The organism is Enterococcus termitis, assembly GCF_001730305.1.
GTDB lineage: Bacteria > Bacillota > Bacilli > Lactobacillales > Enterococcaceae > Enterococcus_L > Enterococcus_L termitis.
This window is the reverse complement of the sequence record NZ_MIJY01000044.1, coordinates 193,016-213,408: the sequence shown is the minus strand read 5'-3', so window position 1 is coordinate 213,408 and position 20,393 is coordinate 193,016. Positions and strand designations below refer to the sequence as shown.

The following is a 20,393-nucleotide window of genomic DNA, read 5'->3' as shown; positions in this document are numbered from 1 at the left end:
CAAAATTGTCGTAGAAATAATTTATTTCGTCTTTCGATCGTTAGTTAAATAACGAAGTTCTCTACTACTATATAGGTCTATAACCGCTAAAAAGAGACAAACTCATCCAACTGAATCAGCTTGTCTCTCTTTGCCGAACTTATAATTTTGATGAAAATTCTGATACTACTTTTTTCACTTCGTTGACTGAATCAGGATCTAAATAAGACAATGCTCTAGGAACCACGCCCATCAGATACATTTTATCAAGCTTATCTGTTGCTCTTCTTTCCATCAATTCCGCCAGCAAATGCTTCATGTCTTCTTTACGATCTTCTTTTGTCCGATCCATTATGAAGTCATAAAATTTTTGTTCCTCTGCTTTCATTGGCTATGCCTCCTAGATTTTTTATTCTATTATAAGCTTAAATCAATATTAGTAGTAGTAATTTGCATTTCATAAAAAAAAGATTGCGAAACAAAACGAAAAATCAGTTTTGTTTCGCAATCTAAGCCCGAATAAACGGCGAGAGAAAAGCAGCTCCTTCGGCAGTTGGCTCAACCGCTTAAACTTATACACTATACTTTTTGATTAAAAATTCATAGGCGGCTTGACTAATGAACCCCATTGGCTGGTTGATTGCGGGATTAAAATAAAAATCCATAGTCAGCAATTCTTCTAAAGTTGTTCCCTTATCGATAGCCAACGATAAGGTATTGATCGACTGTGTAATATCCTTTTCAGACATCAATTGGGCACCGATCAGTTTATGGGAACTTTTTTCGATCACTAATTTAATATGAACGTCTTCTTGTAATTCAAGGTAAGGAAGCTGACAAGGCAATGTTACAAAATTACTTTCAGATTCTATCCCTTCAAAATTAGCTTCCATTTCGGTTAAACCTGTAGTTGCAACATAACAACCAAAAATTTTAGTTGCTGTTGTACGTTGTGTCATGTTGTAATTTATCTTATGCCCGAGTACATTCATTGCGGCTACCGTTGCGCTTCTTACGACGTTATTAACTAAAGGAATAAATGATTTTCGATAACTGTTCCGCACAGGATAGGAAATAACATCTCCTACTGCAAAAATATCCGGCTCACTTGTTTGCATTTGGTCGTCCACTCGAATGGTTCCATTTGCATTTATATCCAAAAACTCTTTTACCAATTCTGTATCTGGGCGAGCATTTACCGCAATGATCACATAATCGTTACGGATTTCTTTATTTGTCGTTTGGGTGACGAACCGCTCTTCATCTGTATCAGAAAAGCCTAAAACACTCTCATTTAAATGGACATTCACCCCAGAGTCTTTGATTTTTTGCTCGATCAAGACAGATATTTCGGTACCTAAATAACGGAAAAGGAGAGCGTCCGCACTCTCAATCAAATGAATTTCTTTCCCTTGCCCTTTCAGTGCGTCACATAATTCTACACCAATATATCCACCACCTATGATCGATATAGACTGCGCGTTTTCTAATTTTTCAAGTACTTCTACTGAACTTGGGTAGCTTTTGAATGCAGTAACTTTATCTTTACTTGGCAATGTTAGATTGGTGGAAAACTGATTCGACCCTGTCGCTAGGATCAACTTGTCATATGTAGATTCCCCAGATTGTCCATTCTTATCTTCAAAAATAATTGTTTTTCTTTCGGGAACGATCTTCTTGACCGTTGTCTCAAGCAGGATATGAATCCCCTTTTTTTCCAGATCCTCTGCAGTAAGGTATCTGACCTGATTCAATTCATCGACCATTTCATTCATTTTTAAAATGAGGCCACTTGAAACAAAACTGATTTCATTTCTTTTCTCTATTAAAAAAACTTCAGTTTTAGGCGCTAATCTTTTTAAGGTTAACGCTGCCTGAAGCCCTCCATGTGAAGCTCCAATAATTACTACTTTCACTAAAGTTCTTCTCCTCTCCGTCAATTGTAACTATGTAATTGTATAAATATAAAAAAAAGAAGAGTACTCTTCATTATATACAAAGTTTTAATTTTTTTAAATAATAATAACTGATAAATTTCTTTTTATAAGTTGCGTATTGCCATTTTCCTGCGAATCAAGTATGCTTAAAGTGAGGTGTCTATTATGCTAAAACGAGATTTTTTAGAAAAGCCTTTTGATTATATGAATGATATACTACTTTTTTTATATAACAATCAAGGCAATGCAACAAAAAACGAGCTAGTGAATGAATTTCAAATTAGCTTGCCAACATTAAATGAATATCTTTCTTTCCTTCAAAGTTTTCTTGAAGAAAATAAAATAAATGATCAAGTCGAAATAACTTTAAAAGGAGAAAGTATCTCTCTAAAAAAGCAGCCAACCTTTCCATTAAAGAAAGTTGTTGTTCTTTTTCTAGAAAAATCTATAAAGTTTCAGATGATCAATCGATTATTTGATAAAGGCGAGTTGACTTGTGATTATTTTCAGCTAAATTATGCAATCAGTTCAGCGACCTATTATCGAAAAATCACTGAGCTTAATGATCTTTTAAAAGAGTTTCGGCTACAAATCAAGCGCGGAAAACTAATCGGTGAAGAAAAGCAGATTCGCTATTTCTTCTTTAACTTCTTTTGGTTCCTTTTTGAGGATAAGTCCAATTTAGAAAAAGAAACCGCTAATCAATATCTTGGTTTTGTGGATATTTTAAAAGAAGCGCTTAATTTAACGTTTGATCCAACTGAGGTACTCCAAATAAAACTATGGATGAAAATATCTTTTCGCAGATTGACAACAGAATACAATCCAGTGATCAGTCCAAACTATGATTATCCAGATCGACCTTTATTTGAAGAAATCAACCTTTCCTTACATACATATATGAAAAAAATCGATCGACCATTCACAATTTATGAAGCATACATGTTCTATGACTTTTTTTGTTCCATGAATAATTTTTCTCCCAATTCTTCTTTTGCATTTCGATTAGCAGAAAAACAACGGCGAGAAAGTTCATATTTGAATTACATGAATAAGGTTATTTTAAGATATCTAAAACAACAAGGCTATCTATCAAGCTATGCGTCCTCCGCACGCTTACTGTACATTGAAAATTTACTTTTCCAATTACATTCACAGCTTTACTACTTTGACGGTTTCATTTTGCCGTTTGATAGTTGGACAATCAAATCGATCGTTAATGCGCATCGCCATCCATTTTCAGGTAATGAAGTATTTGAATTGATGGATATTGCCACCAAAAAGTTTGATCAAGATGGTGAAAAAGGAAGCTATAAAAATAAATTTACAGAAATCCACTATACTATTATTTTGAATCATATCGCTGAATTGAATGAAGAAAAAATATCAATTGGCGTCTATCACTCGCTAAATCCTTCAATTGGTGAATTGGTCATTCAGCATTTAACCAATGTTTTAGGTCACAAATACCCAATCAAGGCCGAAGCGTTTAAAGAAGAGAGTCACTATGATATTTTACTTTCCAATATCTATACTGAAATAATCGCTGAGAAACAAGAACTCGTTTATATTTTTTCAGATATCGGTAATAGCTATGACATGACAGAAATTGAAAATCTGATCATTCAGCTCATTGATACAAGATAAGCACCTATGATCATTTACTCCTTAGTAAAATTATAACAGAGAACAATGTCCTTATGTTCTCTGTTTTCTTTATGTCTGCTAAATTTAATGAGAATAGTGATAGTTATTTTTTTTAAATTGTTTTTTCATGTGTTATTAACTTCCTTATTTCTATCATCCCACGAATGTAAAATAAAAAAAAACGACAAAATTATCGTTTTTTTATTTTATCCAACCAATTTCTTTAAATGGTGCAAACCTAAAGGAAACTACTCCTTCAATGGCATTGCCATCAACGAGACCAAATGCTCTACTATCACTGGAATTGTTTCGGTTATCCCCTAAAACAAAATAGTGACCTGTTGGAATTTTTTTAAACTGAGACATCTGCTCTAAACATTCTTCTGAAATATTCACTTTGATAGTCCCATCTGGCAACTCACTTGCCGCTGACATTGCGGACTCTTTTGGCAATGATTCCGCTTGATGATTTATAAACAAATCATTTCCTTCAGTCCAAACCAAATCTCCTGGCATACCGATCACTCGTTTGACATACTGATATTCACTTTTCACAGGAGGTTTAAACGTAATAATCTCATACCGTTCCGGTACCTTCGTCCGCCGAACGATCACTCGATCTTTATTCATCAATGTTGGTTTCATTGAATCGCCATCAACCATATGCGGAGAGGTATTTAAAATAAAAAAGAAAACAAATATCGCAACGATCACGATTGGAAGCATGAATTTAATGATTTCAATCACGTTCTCTTTCCTTTTTTTCTTTTTTCTTTTTTCAATTTCTTCTTTCGTTAGCTTTCGTTTTTTTCGTTTTCTAACGGGCGGAGCTGTTTTTTTTCCTACTTCTTTGGGGGCTATTTTACTATCTACAGTCGTTTTTCTTGATTCAATTTGCGGCTCTGACTGCGGACGTTTCTTTTTTATTCTAAGTTGTTCAGCAGATCTATTGTCACTTTTTTTCCGACGTTTTTTCGTTGGTTTTCTATCTTGATTCAAGTTTTGTTTTTCTCTATCCATGATTCACCTCGATCAATACCAATTATACCTTCAATTAAGAATAACAGACTGTTGTCAATTTTTCCATATAAAACCCAATAACAATTATTCATTTGTTTAATGTTCGTCAGGAACAAAAAATGAGTGGAACAAAATGCTAAACAGCTTTTTTGCTCCACCCATAACATATTAGTTGTCGAATACTAATTCTTGTCCTTCAACGAGAACACTACTACTAAGTTGATTCTTATTCATTAATGTTTGGATTGATAGACCTGAATCCTGAGCAATTTCCCACAGTGTCTGTCCGCTTTTAACAACGTATACTTCTGGTTCCTGCGTATTGCTATTGCCTTCGGCTGTCGCTGCTGTCTGCTCAGTCGTTGCTGCAGGTGTCTGCCCTTCTTCTACAGCTTCAGATGAAGGAGCTGGAGTTGAAGGTGTTGTTTCGCTACTATTTGTAGTAGTAATAGGAGCACTTCCACCTGGCGATGCGCCTAAAATTAATGAACTAGACAAAAAGTAAATTGCAGTACTAAACAATAATGCCGAAAAAACCAGTAGCAATCGAGCATGTTTATTGACCCGTTTTTTCATATTGTTCTTCCCTTCATTTAGTCTGTATTAAAACTAGTTATTTGTTTTATCCAAGCGTGATAATTTGCTTAAACGTTCTTCTAATTCACGATAGATAGTCATTACTTCATTCTTAGATTCTTCAACTTCATTAGAAATGTTCTTCGCACGGTTGCCGATGTTCAGCATTTCCAATTCAGCAGAATTGATCATATGTTTCGCTTCTACTTGTGCTTCGCTGATGATTCTGTTTGCTTCTTTCTTAGCAGAAACCATTACTTCACCAATTTCTTGTTGTGATTTCAAGGCTTCTTCTTGTAATGATTGGTTTTTCAATAACAGATCATTGATTTGTTGTTTTGCTTGTAATAGTTCAGCTAGTTGGTCGCCTTTCGCTTCACCTGTTGTAGACATCTTGCGCATTGTTTCTAGTTCAGCGTTCAATGTTTCTAATTCTTCTTCTTTTTCTTTATAAATGCTTCTTAGGCCAGCCAGTTCAGATTCAAAAACATTCTTTTGAATAGAATACTTGTCGTTCAAGCCTTGAACATGTCCTAAGTTTGTTTCTAATTCGCTTTTTTCTTTCATTACAGTTTCTAATTCTTTTTTCAATTCTTCTAAACGGCTGTTATCGACAGAAGAGTCACTCGTTACTGATAAAGAAACTTCTTTATCTTTCAATTCTTGATTTTCTTGTTGTAAACGACGCATTTCTTCTTGAAGATCAGCAAGTTTTTGTGTCAATTCTTGATTTTCTTTATCAGTAGTTTGAAGTTTTTCATTCAATGATTCTAATTCCATCTTCACCGTCTCCAATGCTTCTTGTTTTTCTCCGATCGTTCCTCGGGCTGTTAATTCTGTTTGTAATTGTTTGATCTCTTGCTCTTTTTCAAGAATTTTTTCATCTAGTTCTGTTTCTTTTTCACGTAATGCTGCTTCCAGCTGAACAATTCGTTCTTGGCCTTTAGCATTTTCATTTTTAAGCTCTGCGATCTGTTCGTTCAAGCGGTCGATTTCTTCTGAATCATCAGATGCTTGATTGACATCTTCTAATTCTAAAAGTTCCGTTTCTTTTTGATTCAGTTGTGTTGCCAGCTCATCATTTTTTTCTTTTAAAGAATCCAGCTCATCTTGACTTGTTTCAACTTTATAGGTTAGTTGTTTATTTTGTTGTGATAAACGGAAGTTTTCTTCTTTACTTTGTTCAAATTCAGCTTCCTGCAGTCTGTACTCTTCGATCAACTCTCTCAATCGCGTAATTTCTTGCTCTTGTTCTGTTATTAAGTTGCTGTTAGCTGTTGTTATAGCTGCAGCCGGTTTTTCTGCTTCTGAATTAAAATCTACATCTTGTGATAATTCTTCTTCTGAAACCTCGTTGATTTTCTTTATTAAACGTCTCTTTGCCATGCATTTACACCCCGTCTTTTATTTCTCTTACTCTTACTTGTCTAATGCAACTTTTTCTAAATTGCCTTCTTTAGACTCTCTTGAATAAACAATTGATTGTTTTGATAGTTTGCTTGATTTATCTCGATATGTAAAGTTAAAATCAATGATTGTGATTTCTTTTACTGACTGTAATTCTTTAATGAATGTTTCGATGTTTTTTTCTGCTGTTTGGAAATCACTATAAGTTAATGCTGTTGGAAAAACTGAAAGCGTCAGAGTCTCTGTCTTTTGACTAATCATGATTGCAACATTCGTTTCACCAAAGAATGGCTGCCAGTCTCTTATAAGTTGCAGTTCATAGTTATCTAATGCTTGAGCATCACGACTTTCTACGACTTTGTTCCAGGGAAATTCAGCTAATTTCAATGTGTTTTCTTTATAGCTTTCGATCTCAGTGCCAGAAGTTTCTCCTCTGGCATCTTTGATCTCTTCTATCTTCAATTCTAAATCCTTATTATCTTTTCTTAAAGTATTTTGATTGTACAAGATTCCTAAAAAGATTAAACAAAAAATAATTGCTGCGATCATTAAGAAAAGCAATGAACGATTATTTTCCTGATACTTATAAAAATTTATTTTGCGTTTCATTTTTGGACTATCAGAATCCAAACTCTCCAATTGGAAGCGAACATATAACTGATAACTGAAAAAAAGAAACAGCGCTACTACTAGTACGAACATGAATATCGACATCAAATCTAAACTCCTTCTATTCCTTAATAAAAAACACCAAATTTATCTATTTTTTTGAAAGTTATCCACTTTCCACCCAATTATACATAGTTTATTGTAACATTACGTTGCATTATTGCCAACTTTTTTTTATAAACTCCGATAAATGTCAATAAAATAAGCATAATTCAAGTGAATTTTAGTCTTTTTTTATTATTTTAACAGAAGAAAAGCACTTGATTTTCTTCAAATGCTTCTTACGAATTTTTTATAATTATATTTTCATTTCGCTCTTTTAAAGAACATAATATAACAGTCGCTTCATTTTCGTCTCCTTATTTCACATTGCATCAACTAAGTATCTTTTTTAAACAAACGTATTCTTTGTTCTATGTCTTCCTCTGAGAATATTCAACAGATTCAGCGGTATGTACCAACATTGTTTTCTAATTCTTCTTCGTGGATCCCAACACTAACACCTAACGCGCGGTCAACAGAATCCATAATCTCTATGCCTAAATGGCAAACCTTCTCTTTTAAACGTATTTTATCGATGGTGCGAATCTGCTCTAACAAGATCACAGAATCTCTTTCGATGCCTGTTTCCTCTGAATTGATGCCTATATGTGTCGGCAATTTTGGCTTGGCCATCTTCGCAGTGATTGCTGCAACAATAATGGTTGGGCTAAAATGATTGCCTAAATTATTTTGTATGACTAGTACTGGACGTACTCCCCCTTGTTCTGATCCTACAACAGGGGATAAGTCTGCAAAATATATGTCACCCCTTTTGACCATTTGAAACCTCCTATTCTATTTGTACTCCCTTGGTATGCGTTCAGAAAAGGTACATGCGACTTCGTAGTGGATCGTCTCTAATTTGTCAGCTACCATCTGCAGCGTGATTTCTTTCCCATGATTTTCCCCGATCAATGTCACTGTTTCCCCTACAGTCATTTTTTTCGGTAATCTGATCATGCACTGATCCATACAAATTCTTCCTACGATTTCACATTCTTCTCCATCAACTAATACTGAAAAACCTGTTAAGTGCCGTAACCAGCCATCTGCATACCCAATTGGTATAGTGCCGATCCACTCTTTAGCGGTCGTCGTATACGTATTACCATAGCCGATACCTTCACCAGCTGAGAGCTCTTTGACTTGAATCAGCTGTGAAACCAATGACAAAGCTGGCTTTAGCGGATAAACTGCTGATAAGGCATGTCCTGACGGATTCAAGCCATAAAGTCCAATTCCAAAGCGAATCATGTTCCCTGGGTTGTTAGGGTGCCAAAAGGCCGTTGCACTATTGCTGACATGAACATATCTTGGTAAATCGTCCAATACGGATAAAACCTTGTCAAAACGCTGGCTTTGCTTATCGAAGTAACGCGTATCTTTTTCATCTGCGGTTGAAAAGTGTGTGAATAAACCTTCCCATTCCATTTTCTTTTCTACTTTTAGTGTAGCTATTGCTTGTTTGACCGCTTCAGGCGTTGTAAAACCTATGCGCCCCATTCCTGTATCTACTTTTATATGTACTTTTAATGGTGCTTGTATTTCTAACTGATTCAGTTGTTCAGTTGCTTGTTCCAACCATTCTTGCGTCGCTGCAGTCACAGAAATATCATACGTTAACAGCAACTCTATGTAAGAAACGTCAACTACGCTTAAAATAAGGATCGGTTCTGTAATGCCAGCTTCACGTAATTCGATTGCTTCATCCAAAATAGCTACGCAAAACCCTGTAGCGCCACCGGCAATCGCTGCCTTAGCAGTCTGAACTGCACCATGACCATAACCATTCGCTTTTACCACAGCGAACAATTCTGTGCCTTTTGGCATTCGCTTGATTTCATTACGTACATTTTCCTTGATAGCTTGCGTGTCGATCACTAACTTAGTAGGGCGATGCCATCCTACAACCATATAAGTCCTTCTTTCCTTCATAGCCAAATCAAAAGAAACATGATTGATTTCTATTTGATTTCTGTCTATTTATTCAATTTTAAAAAAATAACCAACATCTTTTATTCTGTTTCTAAAATAATTTGGGCAACTGCGCTAGTATCTGTATGTGAAATCGATACGAATACATTGCCATCATAAGGTGATTTAGTCACTTTAGGCGCACCATTTTTTTCTTTCAATATTTCGATATCCTGCAATCCGACCGAACCAATTCCTGTGCCCCAAGCTTTTGAGAAGGCTTCTTTGCAGGCAAAACGACCCGCTAAAAACTCCACTTGACGTTTATGAGGCAGTGCTTGGAAAAGCTCATGCTCCTTGTCCGTCAGCACCCTTTTCACAAAAGAAGACTTATTCGCAATGATTGTTTCGATTCTTGAAAGTTCTACCATATCTATACCAATTCCTTTGATCATTCTTTCAAGTCCTCTTCTTACTATTTTATAAATCACTCCTATTCTATCAAATTTTAGCAATTTTTTCACATAATAATTGAAAATTTAATAAAAGAAGGTGCAACAAGGCGTAAAAGCCTTGTTGCACCTAAACAAAGTTTATGAAATGATGAAATAGAAATCGTCTATTTTCAATTTTCAGCTTTTTGTTGTTTATTATTTTGAGTTATCTCTAATAACAAAACTGCGTTTTTTATCGTTGTGTCTTTTGGCTGAACGATTGTCTTTATTTTTGTTATAGCTGCCATTTCCGCCTGTACCTTTATTGTTTTTGTTACCGCGGTAGCTGCTATTTTTGTTGCGATTACGGCTATTTCCACCGCTGCGATTATTTTTATTGAAGCCTTTTTTATTTGAAGGCAACGGACGTTCAGGTGTGATTTTTACTGGTACCGCATCTGAAGGGTCTTTGGAAATTGTTTTTAGCAATAATGCCGCTAAATCTTCCGCAGAATATTTTTCTAGTAGACTTGCAGCTGAAGGTAAATAGTTCTCCAAGCCGTTTTCTTCTAATTTTTCTTCGACTGTTTCGATGGCTGCGCCTAATTGGCCTTTGAATGCTTCTTTTTCACTTGGCGGACGTAATGGTGTCATGCGTTTTTTCGTTAACTCTTCGATGACATGTAAATAGCCCATTTCATTTGGCGTTACGAAAGTGACAGACATACCGCCTTTACCAGCACGACCTGTACGACCGATACGGTGAACATAGCTTTCAGGATCTTGTGGAATGTCATAGTTGTAGACATGTGTCACGCCGGAAATATCTAATCCGCGGGCAGCAACGTCTGTTGCAACTAAAATATCTAAGTTGCCATTTTTAAAAGAACGTAAAACACTCATTCGTTTTTGCTGTGATAAATCACCATGGATTCCTTCAGCTTTATATCCACGAGCTTCCAGTCCACGTGCTAATTCGTCTACACGACGTTTAGTACGACCAAAAACAATTGTTAATTCTGGTGTTTGTACATCTAATAAACGAGTCATGATATCAAATTTTTCAAAATCTTTTGAGCGAACGTAATATTGATCGATCAAATCAGCAGTCATTTCTTTTGCTTTGATTTTTACGTGCTCAGGTTGTTTCATGAATTTAACACCGATACTCTTGATTGCTGGCGGCATAGTTGCTGAAAATAGCAAGGTTTGACGTTCAGCTGGGATTTTAGAGATGATTTTTTCGATATCTTCTAAAAAGCCCATGTTAAGCATTTCATCTGCTTCGTCTAATACCAGTGTTTCGATTGTTTCTAATTTTAACGTACGACGGTTGATGTGATCTAATAAACGTCCTGGTGTTCCAACTACGATATGTGGGTTATCTTTTAGACCGCGGATTTGGCGGCCGATGTCTGCTCCACCGTATACAGCTTGAACACGAATTTTTTTATCGCGTCCTAAACGGAAAAGTTCTTCTTGGGTTTGAATCGCTAATTCACGTGTTGGTGCAATCACGATTCCTTGTAATACACGGTTTGATGTATCTATTTTTTGTAGCATCGGTAAACCGAATGCTGCTGTTTTACCAGTTCCTGTTTGCGCTTGTCCAATAACGTCTTTTCCTTCGATTGCTAATGGGATTGTTGCTTCTTGGATTGGGGTTGCTTCTTCAAATCCTGAACGCTCGATTGCTGATAATAATTCTGGTGCTAAGCCTAGTTCTCTAAATTTCAAATGATATCCTCCTAAATAATGTTTGTTCCAGAAGAAACGCTTCTTCTTTTGTTACATAGCTTGGTACAGGTGATTTGTCTTTCATTGATGAGAAAATGTAAAAAGCGCCTTAGACCTTCAACTTAGGTCTATTTTATTTGCTGATCAATGTTACCGAAAAATCCACCTTATGAAGCTAACAGGCACTAGAAAAGCCAAACGACGTCGTTCAGCTTTTTTAATCTTTATATGATAGAATAGTTTCCCACTACGGAAGCATTCTATTATTCTACTTCGATCTTTCGGCAATAGGTTATTTTAGCATAGATTTGCATTTTCAGCAAGTTTTATGAAAGCTTGCTAACTTTTCATTAATTGTTCGACAATTGCATTTAGTCCCATCCCATTACTTGCTTTCATAACGATCATATCTTCTGGATTTACGAGCGATTGTAGTTGCTCGATCAACAACTCTTTTTCTTCTTTAGTGAAATAATGAAGCTGTTCTTTTGGATATTTGTCTTTTAAAACATTGAATAACGCCTTCATTTCGGTTCCATAAAGTACAACCTCGGAAATCTCGTTTGGATTCAAATGTTCACTCACAGACGCATGCATCTTAGCAGAGTCTGGTCCTAATTCAAGCATATCTCCTAAAACTGCTACTCTTTTTCCTGAAGTAGGCATTTGGGCAAAACTCTCTAAAACTAAGTTCATTGCCGTTGGATTAGCGTTGTAGACATCACTTAAAATTTCAGTTCCTTGTGGAGTTTTAAGCCATTCAGTCCGGTTTTTCGTTAATTTGAAGCTTGCTAGCCCTGCCTGAATTTTTTCTTCCGGGATTTCAAACCAGCGACCAATACTAATAGCGATCAAGGCGTTCCCTACATTATATTTTCCAGGAACTGGGATCGTAAATAATCGATCCGAGCCGTTGATTTTGAATGATGTTTGCTCTTTTTGCTCTGATTCGATTTCAGCTTGACAGTCTGCCTGTTGCCAGCCAAACGTTTGTATCGTTTGCGGCAGTTCTTTGATCAACGGCACTAGCAAAGGTTCTTCTGCTGGTATAAGTAACAACCCTTGTGCTGATAAGCCAGCAGTGATTTCCATTTTCGCTGCAGCAATTCCAGCCCTTGAACCTAAATTTTCAATATGTGCTTCGCCGATCATCGTAATTGCAGCAACTTCTGGTCGTGCCAAAGTAGATAGGAAATCAATTTCATGCGCATGATCCATACCCATTTCCAAAATCAGTTTTTCTGTTTCATCCGGCATATGTAAAATAGTGTAGGGCAAGCCAATGTCGTTATTATAATTTCCTTGTGTTTTGTATGTGTTGAACTGCTGTGCCAAGACAGCTTCCGTCATATCTTTTGTTGTTGTTTTACCATTACTGCCAGTGATTGCAATCACTGTCGGTGTCATTTTTTTTAAATAGTAAACAGCGAGATCCTGCATCGCTTTCAGCGTATCTGAGACTTTAAGAACAGGTAAAGCTGCTGGAGGTTCAACTTCTGAACTCCAAAATGAAGCACTCGCCCCTTTTTCTACCGCACTCGTAATAAACGAATGACCGTCATTTGCCCCTTTCAACGGAACAAATAGATTTCCAGATGTGATCAAACGACTATCAAATTCAAGCCCCGTCAGCGTAAAATCTGCCCATTGCTTCCAGTCATTTGTTGCTTTTACTGCTTCAGCTGCTTCCCAAAATGTAAGTTTCATTGATTTCTCCTCTTTTCAGCAATTATTGTCTTAACTATAAAAGGGCTGAGATAAAACTTCCAGCGTTTTATCCCCTCCCTTTTACTAATACTATCTTTCGTAAAAACTTTGCTTTTGTTTAAAACGATTCAACGCTAGTTGAATCAATTCTTCGATTAGGTCACTATATTTCAAGCCCATATTTTCCCATAATAATGGATACATACTAAATGCTGTGAATCCTGGCATCGTATTCAATTCATTTAGGAATAATTCATTCTTACTAGTTAAGAAGAAATCACAGCGACTCAAACCGCTGCCATCTAAGATAGCATATGCTTTTTTGGCAAATTCCTGTGCTTTTTGATGTACCTCATCTGGTACTTCAGCTGGTATTTGCATCGTGATTTGATTATCAATATATTTTGAGTTGTAGTCGTAAAAATCAACATCTTTCACGATTTCTCCTGGTAAGGTTGTCCGCACATCTTCATTACCTAAAATCGCAACCTCAATTTCGCGAGCTTCGATTCCCTGCTCCACGATTGCTCGAGCGTCATAACGATATGCTTCTTCCAAAGCATTCTGCAATTCTTCACGATTTTCTGCTTTACTGATCCCAACACTTGAACCCATATTGGCTGGTTTAACAAACACAGGATAAATCAAGGAACCCTCGCACTGTTCAAAGACTTTTTTAGGATTTTCTTTCCAATTACTTTTCAGTACTGGGACAAATGGTACTTGCGGGATACCTGCTGTTTGCAGTAAGTATTTAGTCATGATTTTATCCATCGCATTGGCACTGGCTAAAACACCTGCACCGACATAAGGCATTCCTATTGTTTCTAAAAAGCCTTGAATCGTTCCGTCTTCGCCATTAGGCCCATGTAGGACAGGAAAGACAATGGTGTCTTCTTCTTTGATTTCGCATGGCAGAATTACTTTACCAGTATATTCTCCCCATTTATCTACTTCATCGCTGTCTGACCAAGTCAACTTAAGAACGTCTTCACTCTCAGGTTTTTCTGATAATAACGGACCTTTGATCCATTCACCAGCTTTACTGATATACACTAATTGTACTTGATAATAGTTATAATAAATCGCATTTAAAACGGAATAGGCAGATAATATCGAGACATCATGTTCTTCACTTCTCCCACCATATAGCAACGTAATCTTCAAATGCTCTTCCTCCTAAATTTTCTTCTTATGTTATTGCATCTACCAAAAAATCATGCAAAACAACTCTTCCATATTTTAGCATAAAAGCTTTTATCCGAATAGAAACAAATAACGAAATAAACAAAAAAATAAGACATTCGCTTCTCAATGCCTTATTCGCTCATTTGGTCATTGCTTCGAGTAAAGCAACTAATTTTTGCTTAAATGCTTGTCGATCCGCTTGAGTAAAAGGTTTGGGACCTTTTGTATGGCCTCCACTTTTCCGAATCTTCGCACTGAAATACCGTTGCTCTAATAGCCCATCGATCGTTTTCGCTGTATATTCAGATCCTCGCTGATGTAAAACACGAGCCCCCTTAGGTAAAACAAGTGAAGCCAACCCATAATCTTGTGTCACTAAAAGATCGCCTTGTTTAATCAATTGAACGATTTTGTAATCTGCCGCATCTGCCCCTTTATCAACATACACAAAAGAAACATGCCCAGGATACTCTTTTAAAGAATAGTGGTCGATGCTTGTAACGATCACGACAGCAATCCCGTAATCCGAAGCAACAGTGATTGTTGTGTCTTTTACTGGTGAACCATCACCATCAATAAAAATCTTCATCTTGCTACCTTCTTCTTCGTTAATTCAAGTACCAGCCCGGATGGCGTTTTAGAAAAGTCGAAACTTCAGTAAAGACAGCTTCTTTGAGAATTTTATAAAGCTCTGGATTTCTGATTTTTTTCTTGACCGCTCCGGTGTATCTCGGGCGTTTTAATCGAATCGACAGGACGATATCAAATCGTTCAGGAAAATTTTCTGCAGTTAAATACTGCAGGCGATTCGTTTCTTTTAAAAATTGATTGACCGCATCAACGGTGCCATCGATAAATCCATCTAAATGTGTCCCGCCGTCAGCTGGAAAATGTCCGTTAACAAAACTGTCTTTGATGCTCGTCGAACCATTTTTTGAAATAACAGCCTGGATCGTCACACCTTCACTGACTGTATTGATCAACAGCGGCGTGCTTCCTCGAGTGATACTCTCATCTTTTTGGAAAATATAGTCCACAAGCCCTTGTTCATAATGAAAATAATTTTTTTGCTGCTTGTTATCGGTCAAAGAAATCGTCAACCCGCTATTTAACATTGCTAATTCTTGACACCGATTAAATAAGATAAAATAAGATAATTGCTTGTTGCCAAAAAATGTTTCAGCTGGTGTAAATGCCATCTCGATTCTTTGTCCTTCATCTTCAGATGGAATCAGCGCCTTTTTACTTAATTGTCCATCCTGGTAGATCTGGATCGTCCGTTTTCCAGATTTTTCTACACCAAATCCTAATTGTTCAGACAATGCATTTACCACAGATAAAAAAAGGTAAGGCGGCGTGTATTGTTCTTCCGGACGCTTATCTAAAAATAATCCTTTTTTGCTAAAAAAAGAAAAGATAAATTGTCTTTCTGATAATTCAATAGAAAGTTCTGCCTGCTTTATATCTACTGCTAATTGCAGTAAATGATCCAGAACTTGCAATATCATGCTTTCCAGACCAGTTGGACCAATTCCGCCAATGTACATACCTGGTCGTTTCCGAATACTATCTTTTAAAACGTCATCGTCTAATGCTTTCCAAATATTTTCATCGGTCATATCGATCTCCTCCTGTAAACAGACTCATTTTTCATAATAACACAACAGACAAAAAAGAAAGTCTGCCCCCTAAGCATAACAATTTATCGGTTATCCGTAAATGGTTTCGCAAAATTCCTTTGAGCCCATATTTGCTCTATCTTATTATAATGAAAAAAAGACTAGATTAAAAGAGTGAGGTCGAGGCAAACAAGTTCCATTTTGAGCGCTAATTGACTGCTGTGTAATAAAAGACCTCCTAACATTGTGTTTTTCACATACAAGGTTAGAAGGTCGCTTCATTTTATTAAACTCACAGTTAGCATTCGCCTATACGACAGCAGTATTAATAAACCCTGCTTATTTTTCTAACGAATCAAATCAACATGCGGTTGTTCCATGATATGTTGCACTTGTTTACGCGTTGTTAACGGAACATCTCCTTGGATCGTATGTGCCAGCACACCATTTGCTGTGGCAAATGCAACAGTTTCTGTTAACGGCCAGTTCTCAACTACACCAAGTAAAACCCCTGCTGCATATCCATCTCCAGCACCAATTCGATCCAAATTGATGATTTCTCTCGGCTGTGCGTGTGCAACTTTTTTTGAATCTGCTAAAAAACCAGCTAAATAATGTTTATCGCCTTTTTTCTGACGAAACGTGCCCGCAAAATACTCAATTTCATATTTCGCCATAAAGGCATGGACGATCGCTTCAAATTGCTCTGAATCTGCTACATTTTCATCAAGCTTCATACCTAACAAATCAGTTAAATCACGTTGACTGCCAAAGACTAGATCACAGTAAGGTAAGATTTTTTCATACTGCTCCCGCATAAACGCAACACCGTGTGCTTCATTTAAACTCGGGCGAAAATTAAAATCAAAACAAACTTTCTTTCCTTTTTCATTGGCTTTTTTAGCCAAATCCAGCGCTGCATCGCGTGTTTCATCTGTCAAACTCAAGGAAATTCCACAAATATGGACCAAATCGATTTCCTCTAAAAACGTTGTAAAATCATACGCTGAAGCATCACTTACCCCAAAAGAACTATTTCGACGATTTTGATACGTAACTTGCGTGGGTCTCACACCAAAGCCCATCTCAGCAAAATAAGAACCAATATGATCTCCAGAAATACCAATCCAGTGATCTTGAATTCCTAACTGCCGAATACTGGCTTTCGCTGCTTCTCCTAAACGATTGTCTGGTAAATTTGTAATCAAACTTGTCTGACAGCCAAAATGTGCTAGATTACTTAAAATATTTACTCCTGTACCAGTAAAATCCAAACGTAGCTCATTTGTTTGTTCCAGCATCAGATATTCTGGTGGTGTTAGACGCATCATTACTTCACCAAAAGCTGCAATTCTCATTTTGATTTCTTCCTACTTTCCAGCCTTATGAACTAGTTCTCCCCTTCACTTCACCCTTTTCACTTTCCAAGTACTAACGTTAAGAGATCAAAGAACGCCAAATAAAAGATAAAACTTGAAAGAGGCAAAAAGATGCCGCAATCAAGTTCTCCTATTTTTCTGTCAGGGCCAAACATGTTCGTTCAGCTTCTATTTTTTCAGTGTATTTTTCATCATACCCAGCAATGTTTTAACATCTTCTGGTTTTGTGTCTCCTGTTTCTTTGTCGATGATCGAGCTGTAAACGTGAGGAATAATTTTTTTCACGCCAGCATCGACTGCGATCTGAACGATTTCTTCAAAGTTTTCTAAATCGATGCCGCCTGTTGGTTCAAGGTAGAAATCATATTTTGCACAGGCTTGTGCTACTGCTTTGTATTCTTCGATATGTGCTAAGCCTTTCATCGGGAAATATTTGATTGAGCTGCCGCCCATATCTTGAAGCAGCTTGATCGCTGTCTCGATCGGTACTTCTCCTGCTGGAGCTTGTGAGCTTAAAGGTCCAGTAGCAATATTGACGATCCCTACTTTTCCAGTCGGTGACACTAAACCGTTAACGATGGTTTCATCTTGTCCTAATAAGGCACGAGAAGTTCCAACGCCAGTAAAGACTTGGTTTACATGTTGGGGCTGTAATTCTGCAGAAATACGGCTAACCATTTGGCTTTGGTTTGGATCACCTGCACCCAAGCCAACAGACAAGGCATTATTTGTTTCATCTGCGTATTTTTTCATATCCTCGATCGCAGCTTCATCCGTTGGGTAATTTTTTGATAATACTCCTAGAATCACGTGACCTTCTGCTGCTTCGTAGCAAGCTTTGGCATTTTCCACTGAGTTGGCTAAGACATTTAAACAAATGCGGTCTTCTAAATAATTTGGTGTTTTTGACATACTATTCTCTCCTATACGTTGCTTAGTTTAGTTCATGATCGTTTTTAGACGAGTCACGATTTTCATCATTTCTGCTTCATTCACTGAACGGATATCGAATTCAATGATTCCGTTATTAGCTTGATATTCACGTGTATAAATCGCTGGGCTTTCTGCTTTTAATTCTTGTATAACTTCTTTAGCAGATTTGTTTCCAGTGACGGTGATACTAGCCCGATAGATATCACGACCAGCCCCATCTTGAACAATTTTCGCCTCGATGTTCGGAATCTGATTTAGCCCTTCAATAAAAGGTGTTAAACGATTTATCATTGATTCACCGGATTCACTGCCATTGTTTACGTAATCTTCAACAGCTTGGGTAAATCCTAGGATATTATCTTTTCCTATTTTCATCGCACGTCCAATGCCTTTGCCTTGTAGACGAATCCACTCAATGTAGGCTTTTTTTCCGATGACTAGGCCAGCACTTGGTCCTTCGATCGCTTTAGCCCCACTATAAATCACAAGATCGGCACCTGCTTCAATATACTTGAATAGGTCTTCTTCTGCTGCTGCATCAACGATCAATGGCAAGTTGTTTTTTTGGGCAACTGCGGCCGCTTCTTCCACACTTAACATACTTTTTTGAACGGTATGATGGCTTTTGATATATAAGATCGCTGCCGTTTGGTCAGTGATCATCATTTCGATATGCTCTGGCGAACACATATTAGCGTAGCCTGCTTCAACGACCTGTCCACCGCCTTGTGCAACCATGACTTCGACCGGTGTTCCATAATCTACATTATGTCCTTTCGGTAAAATGATCTCACGCTTCGTCACTTTTTCTGTGTACGGATGATAGGCATGATAGATTGATCCTGCGCCAATCAATGCAGCTATACTTTGTGCAATGCCAGCAGAGGCAGAAGAAACGACTTGTGCGTCCTCCACCTTTAATAGCTTGGCTAAATAAGCACCCGTTTGAATGCTCAGCTCGCTCATTTCAAAAAAGTGTTCACCACCAAATTTTTGGGCGGCCAGAACATTCTCTGAAACTTTCGAGACACCGAGAATCGTCATTCTACCAGAAGCATTGATCACTTCTTTTAGGTTGAATTTTTCATAACTAATTGTCATAAACTGTGCCTCCAATAATCGTTTTCACTGGTTTGATCAGTTCTTTTGCTTCTCTTGTAAAGCCGTTTGAATCTGTCAATGTTTTTTGACCCGGTTCAATTTTGAAAATCGTAAGATCACCATCAAAGCCTTCTTTCAGCTGACCTTTTGTCTCAAAATGAAAATTTTTAGCGGGTGCGGCAGTTACTTTCTCGATGATTTCTGACCACTCATATCCGACAACGCGTAATTTTTCCATCGTTGTTGCTAAGTCATAAACCGGACCATTTTCACGATTGCGGATATAAATATCGGTACTGATCGAAGCAGCTTTCATACCTTCTTTCAACGCAGTTTCTGCCACTTGGAAATTAAAACTATCTGTCCCATGTCCGATATCAAATACTACCCCTTTATCATACGCGGCCCAAGCAAAGTCTTTAATCTTACTATTTTCTTTGTCCAAAATACCATTTGGTTTGCCATTAAAGCAATGAGTCAGTACGTCACCTTTCGTCATATGTTCTAAAATTTCATCCAATTCCGGCGGAGCAGAACCGATATGAACCATCAAAGGCAAATCGTTATTTTCTTTTTGGATTTGTTTAGCCATTTCTAAAGGCGTGATGCCATTGTCTCCAATGACTGTTTTACTCATTCGAGCCTTGATTCCCACAACAAAATCAGGTAATTCTGTCAACGCTTTATGAATGAGTTCTTTTTTGACTTTGCTAAGATCAGCTAGCTCATCCTGCTCTACGATTCCCCACTTTGAGATATTGACTAATGCATAAACGTTGGTTTTTGCCTGTTTAGCAAGATCATAAAACTCATGGATATTTTCTGCTCCGGTGGTTCCGGCATCAATAACTGTGGTTACTCCCTTTTTTACGCCAATTTCATCTGGAAAGTCGTAATATAAAGTCATTTTTTCGAAGCAATGGACATGATCATCGATCCAGCCAGCAGATACATATGTTTGTCCATCTAATTCAAGTTGTTTTTTACTGTCTGCTTCTATAGTATCTGAAACTTTGACGATTTTGCCAGCATCAATCGCAATATCTATTGACTCGCCTTCAATCGTTAATCCATTTTTTATGATTAAGTCGTAACTCATTTTAT

Annotated in this window: 19 protein-coding genes; 1 reads left to right on the top strand and 18 read right to left on the bottom strand. The window is 37.1% G+C overall.

The genetic code is table 11. The annotated features are described in order from the left end of the window. Positions 1-139: 139 nt before the first annotated feature. Together BCR25_RS16425 and BCR25_RS16420 are read right to left on the bottom strand one after the other, a co-directional pair. Positions 140-367: a hypothetical protein gene (locus BCR25_RS16425; protein ID WP_069664685.1), complete on the bottom strand. Its 228-nt coding sequence runs from the start codon at positions 365-367 to the stop codon at positions 140-142. Positions 368-551: 184 nt separating this feature from the next. Continuing rightward, complete coding sequence (locus tag BCR25_RS16420; RefSeq protein ID WP_069664684.1) at positions 552-1,895, bottom strand: FAD-dependent oxidoreductase; 1,344 nt, start codon at positions 1,893-1,895, stop codon at positions 552-554. A gap of 186 nt (positions 1,896-2,081) precedes the next feature. Here BCR25_RS16420 and BCR25_RS16415 point away from each other — a divergent pair, with 186 nt between their 5' ends. After that, a complete protein-coding gene (locus BCR25_RS16415) occupies positions 2,082-3,563 on the top strand; it encodes an AcpB/EbpR/MafR family transcriptional regulator (protein ID WP_069664683.1) in 1,482 nt (493 codons plus the stop codon). Between the two features lie 201 nt (positions 3,564-3,764). Here the strand turns inward: BCR25_RS16415 and lepB are convergent, their stop codons facing one another. From lepB to BCR25_RS16330, 16 genes are all read right to left on the bottom strand, one after another. After that, complete coding sequence (gene lepB, locus BCR25_RS16410) at positions 3,765-4,583, bottom strand: signal peptidase I (RefSeq protein WP_083242727.1); 819 nt, start codon at positions 4,581-4,583, stop codon at positions 3,765-3,767. A gap of 168 nt (positions 4,584-4,751) precedes the next feature. Continuing rightward, positions 4,752-5,159: a LysM peptidoglycan-binding domain-containing protein gene (locus BCR25_RS16400; RefSeq protein WP_069664681.1), complete on the bottom strand. Its 408-nt coding sequence runs from the start codon at positions 5,157-5,159 to the stop codon at positions 4,752-4,754. A 33-nt stretch (positions 5,160-5,192) separates the two neighbouring features. Further along, positions 5,193-6,545 (bottom strand): coiled-coil domain-containing protein, encoded by a 1,353-nt coding sequence (locus BCR25_RS16395; RefSeq protein WP_069664680.1) that lies wholly within the window; start codon positions 6,543-6,545, stop codon positions 5,193-5,195. Positions 6,546-6,578: 33 nt separating this feature from the next. Beyond that, a complete protein-coding gene (locus tag BCR25_RS16390) occupies positions 6,579-7,280 on the bottom strand; it encodes a hypothetical protein (RefSeq protein WP_069664679.1) in 702 nt (233 codons plus the stop codon). A 399-nt stretch (positions 7,281-7,679) separates the two neighbouring features. Beyond that, positions 7,680-8,057: a type II toxin-antitoxin system PemK/MazF family toxin gene (locus tag BCR25_RS16385; protein ID WP_069664678.1), complete on the bottom strand. Its 378-nt coding sequence runs from the start codon at positions 8,055-8,057 to the stop codon at positions 7,680-7,682. A 15-nt stretch (positions 8,058-8,072) separates the two neighbouring features. Beyond that, positions 8,073-9,191: an alanine racemase gene (gene alr / locus BCR25_RS16380; RefSeq protein ID WP_069664677.1), complete on the bottom strand. Its 1,119-nt coding sequence runs from the start codon at positions 9,189-9,191 to the stop codon at positions 8,073-8,075. Between the two features lie 101 nt (positions 9,192-9,292). Beyond that, complete coding sequence (gene acpS / locus BCR25_RS16375) at positions 9,293-9,646, bottom strand: holo-ACP synthase (RefSeq protein ID WP_069664676.1); 354 nt, start codon at positions 9,644-9,646, stop codon at positions 9,293-9,295. 195 nt (positions 9,647-9,841) lie between these two features. Next, on the bottom strand, positions 9,842-11,362 hold the full coding sequence (cshA, locus tag BCR25_RS16370; protein ID WP_069664675.1) for a degradosome RNA helicase CshA: 1,521 nt from the start codon (positions 11,360-11,362) through the stop codon (positions 9,842-9,844). Positions 11,363-11,701: 339 nt separating this feature from the next. Next, positions 11,702-13,069, bottom strand: a complete 1,368-nt coding sequence (locus BCR25_RS16365; protein ID WP_069664674.1) for a UDP-N-acetylmuramoyl-tripeptide--D-alanyl-D-alanine ligase — start codon at positions 13,067-13,069, stop codon at positions 11,702-11,704. A 90-nt stretch (positions 13,070-13,159) separates the two neighbouring features. After that, complete coding sequence (locus tag BCR25_RS16360) at positions 13,160-14,236, bottom strand: D-alanine--D-alanine ligase (RefSeq protein ID WP_069664673.1); 1,077 nt, start codon at positions 14,234-14,236, stop codon at positions 13,160-13,162. A 160-nt stretch (positions 14,237-14,396) separates the two neighbouring features. Then, positions 14,397-14,846, bottom strand: coding sequence for a YaiI/YqxD family protein (locus tag BCR25_RS16355; RefSeq protein WP_069664672.1), 450 nt, complete (start codon positions 14,844-14,846; stop codon positions 14,397-14,399). Between the two features lie 19 nt (positions 14,847-14,865). After that, positions 14,866-15,876: a DNA topoisomerase IV subunit B family protein gene (locus tag BCR25_RS16350; RefSeq protein ID WP_069664671.1), complete on the bottom strand. Its 1,011-nt coding sequence runs from the start codon at positions 15,874-15,876 to the stop codon at positions 14,866-14,868. 347 nt (positions 15,877-16,223) lie between these two features. Then, on the bottom strand, positions 16,224-17,234 hold the full coding sequence (locus BCR25_RS16345) for a sugar kinase (RefSeq protein ID WP_069664670.1): 1,011 nt from the start codon (positions 17,232-17,234) through the stop codon (positions 16,224-16,226). A gap of 189 nt (positions 17,235-17,423) precedes the next feature. Next, complete coding sequence (dagF, locus tag BCR25_RS16340) at positions 17,424-18,167, bottom strand: 2-dehydro-3-deoxy-phosphogluconate aldolase (RefSeq protein WP_069664669.1); 744 nt, start codon at positions 18,165-18,167, stop codon at positions 17,424-17,426. A 27-nt stretch (positions 18,168-18,194) separates the two neighbouring features. Next, positions 18,195-19,289, bottom strand: coding sequence for a DgaE family pyridoxal phosphate-dependent ammonia lyase (locus BCR25_RS16335; RefSeq protein ID WP_069664668.1), 1,095 nt, complete (start codon positions 19,287-19,289; stop codon positions 18,195-18,197). Further along, positions 19,279-20,388 (bottom strand): amidohydrolase/deacetylase family metallohydrolase, encoded by a 1,110-nt coding sequence (locus BCR25_RS16330; RefSeq protein WP_069664667.1) that lies wholly within the window; start codon positions 20,386-20,388, stop codon positions 19,279-19,281. Before BCR25_RS16330 ends, BCR25_RS16335 begins: the two co-directional genes overlap by 11 nt. Between the last annotated feature and the right edge of the window lie 5 nt (positions 20,389-20,393).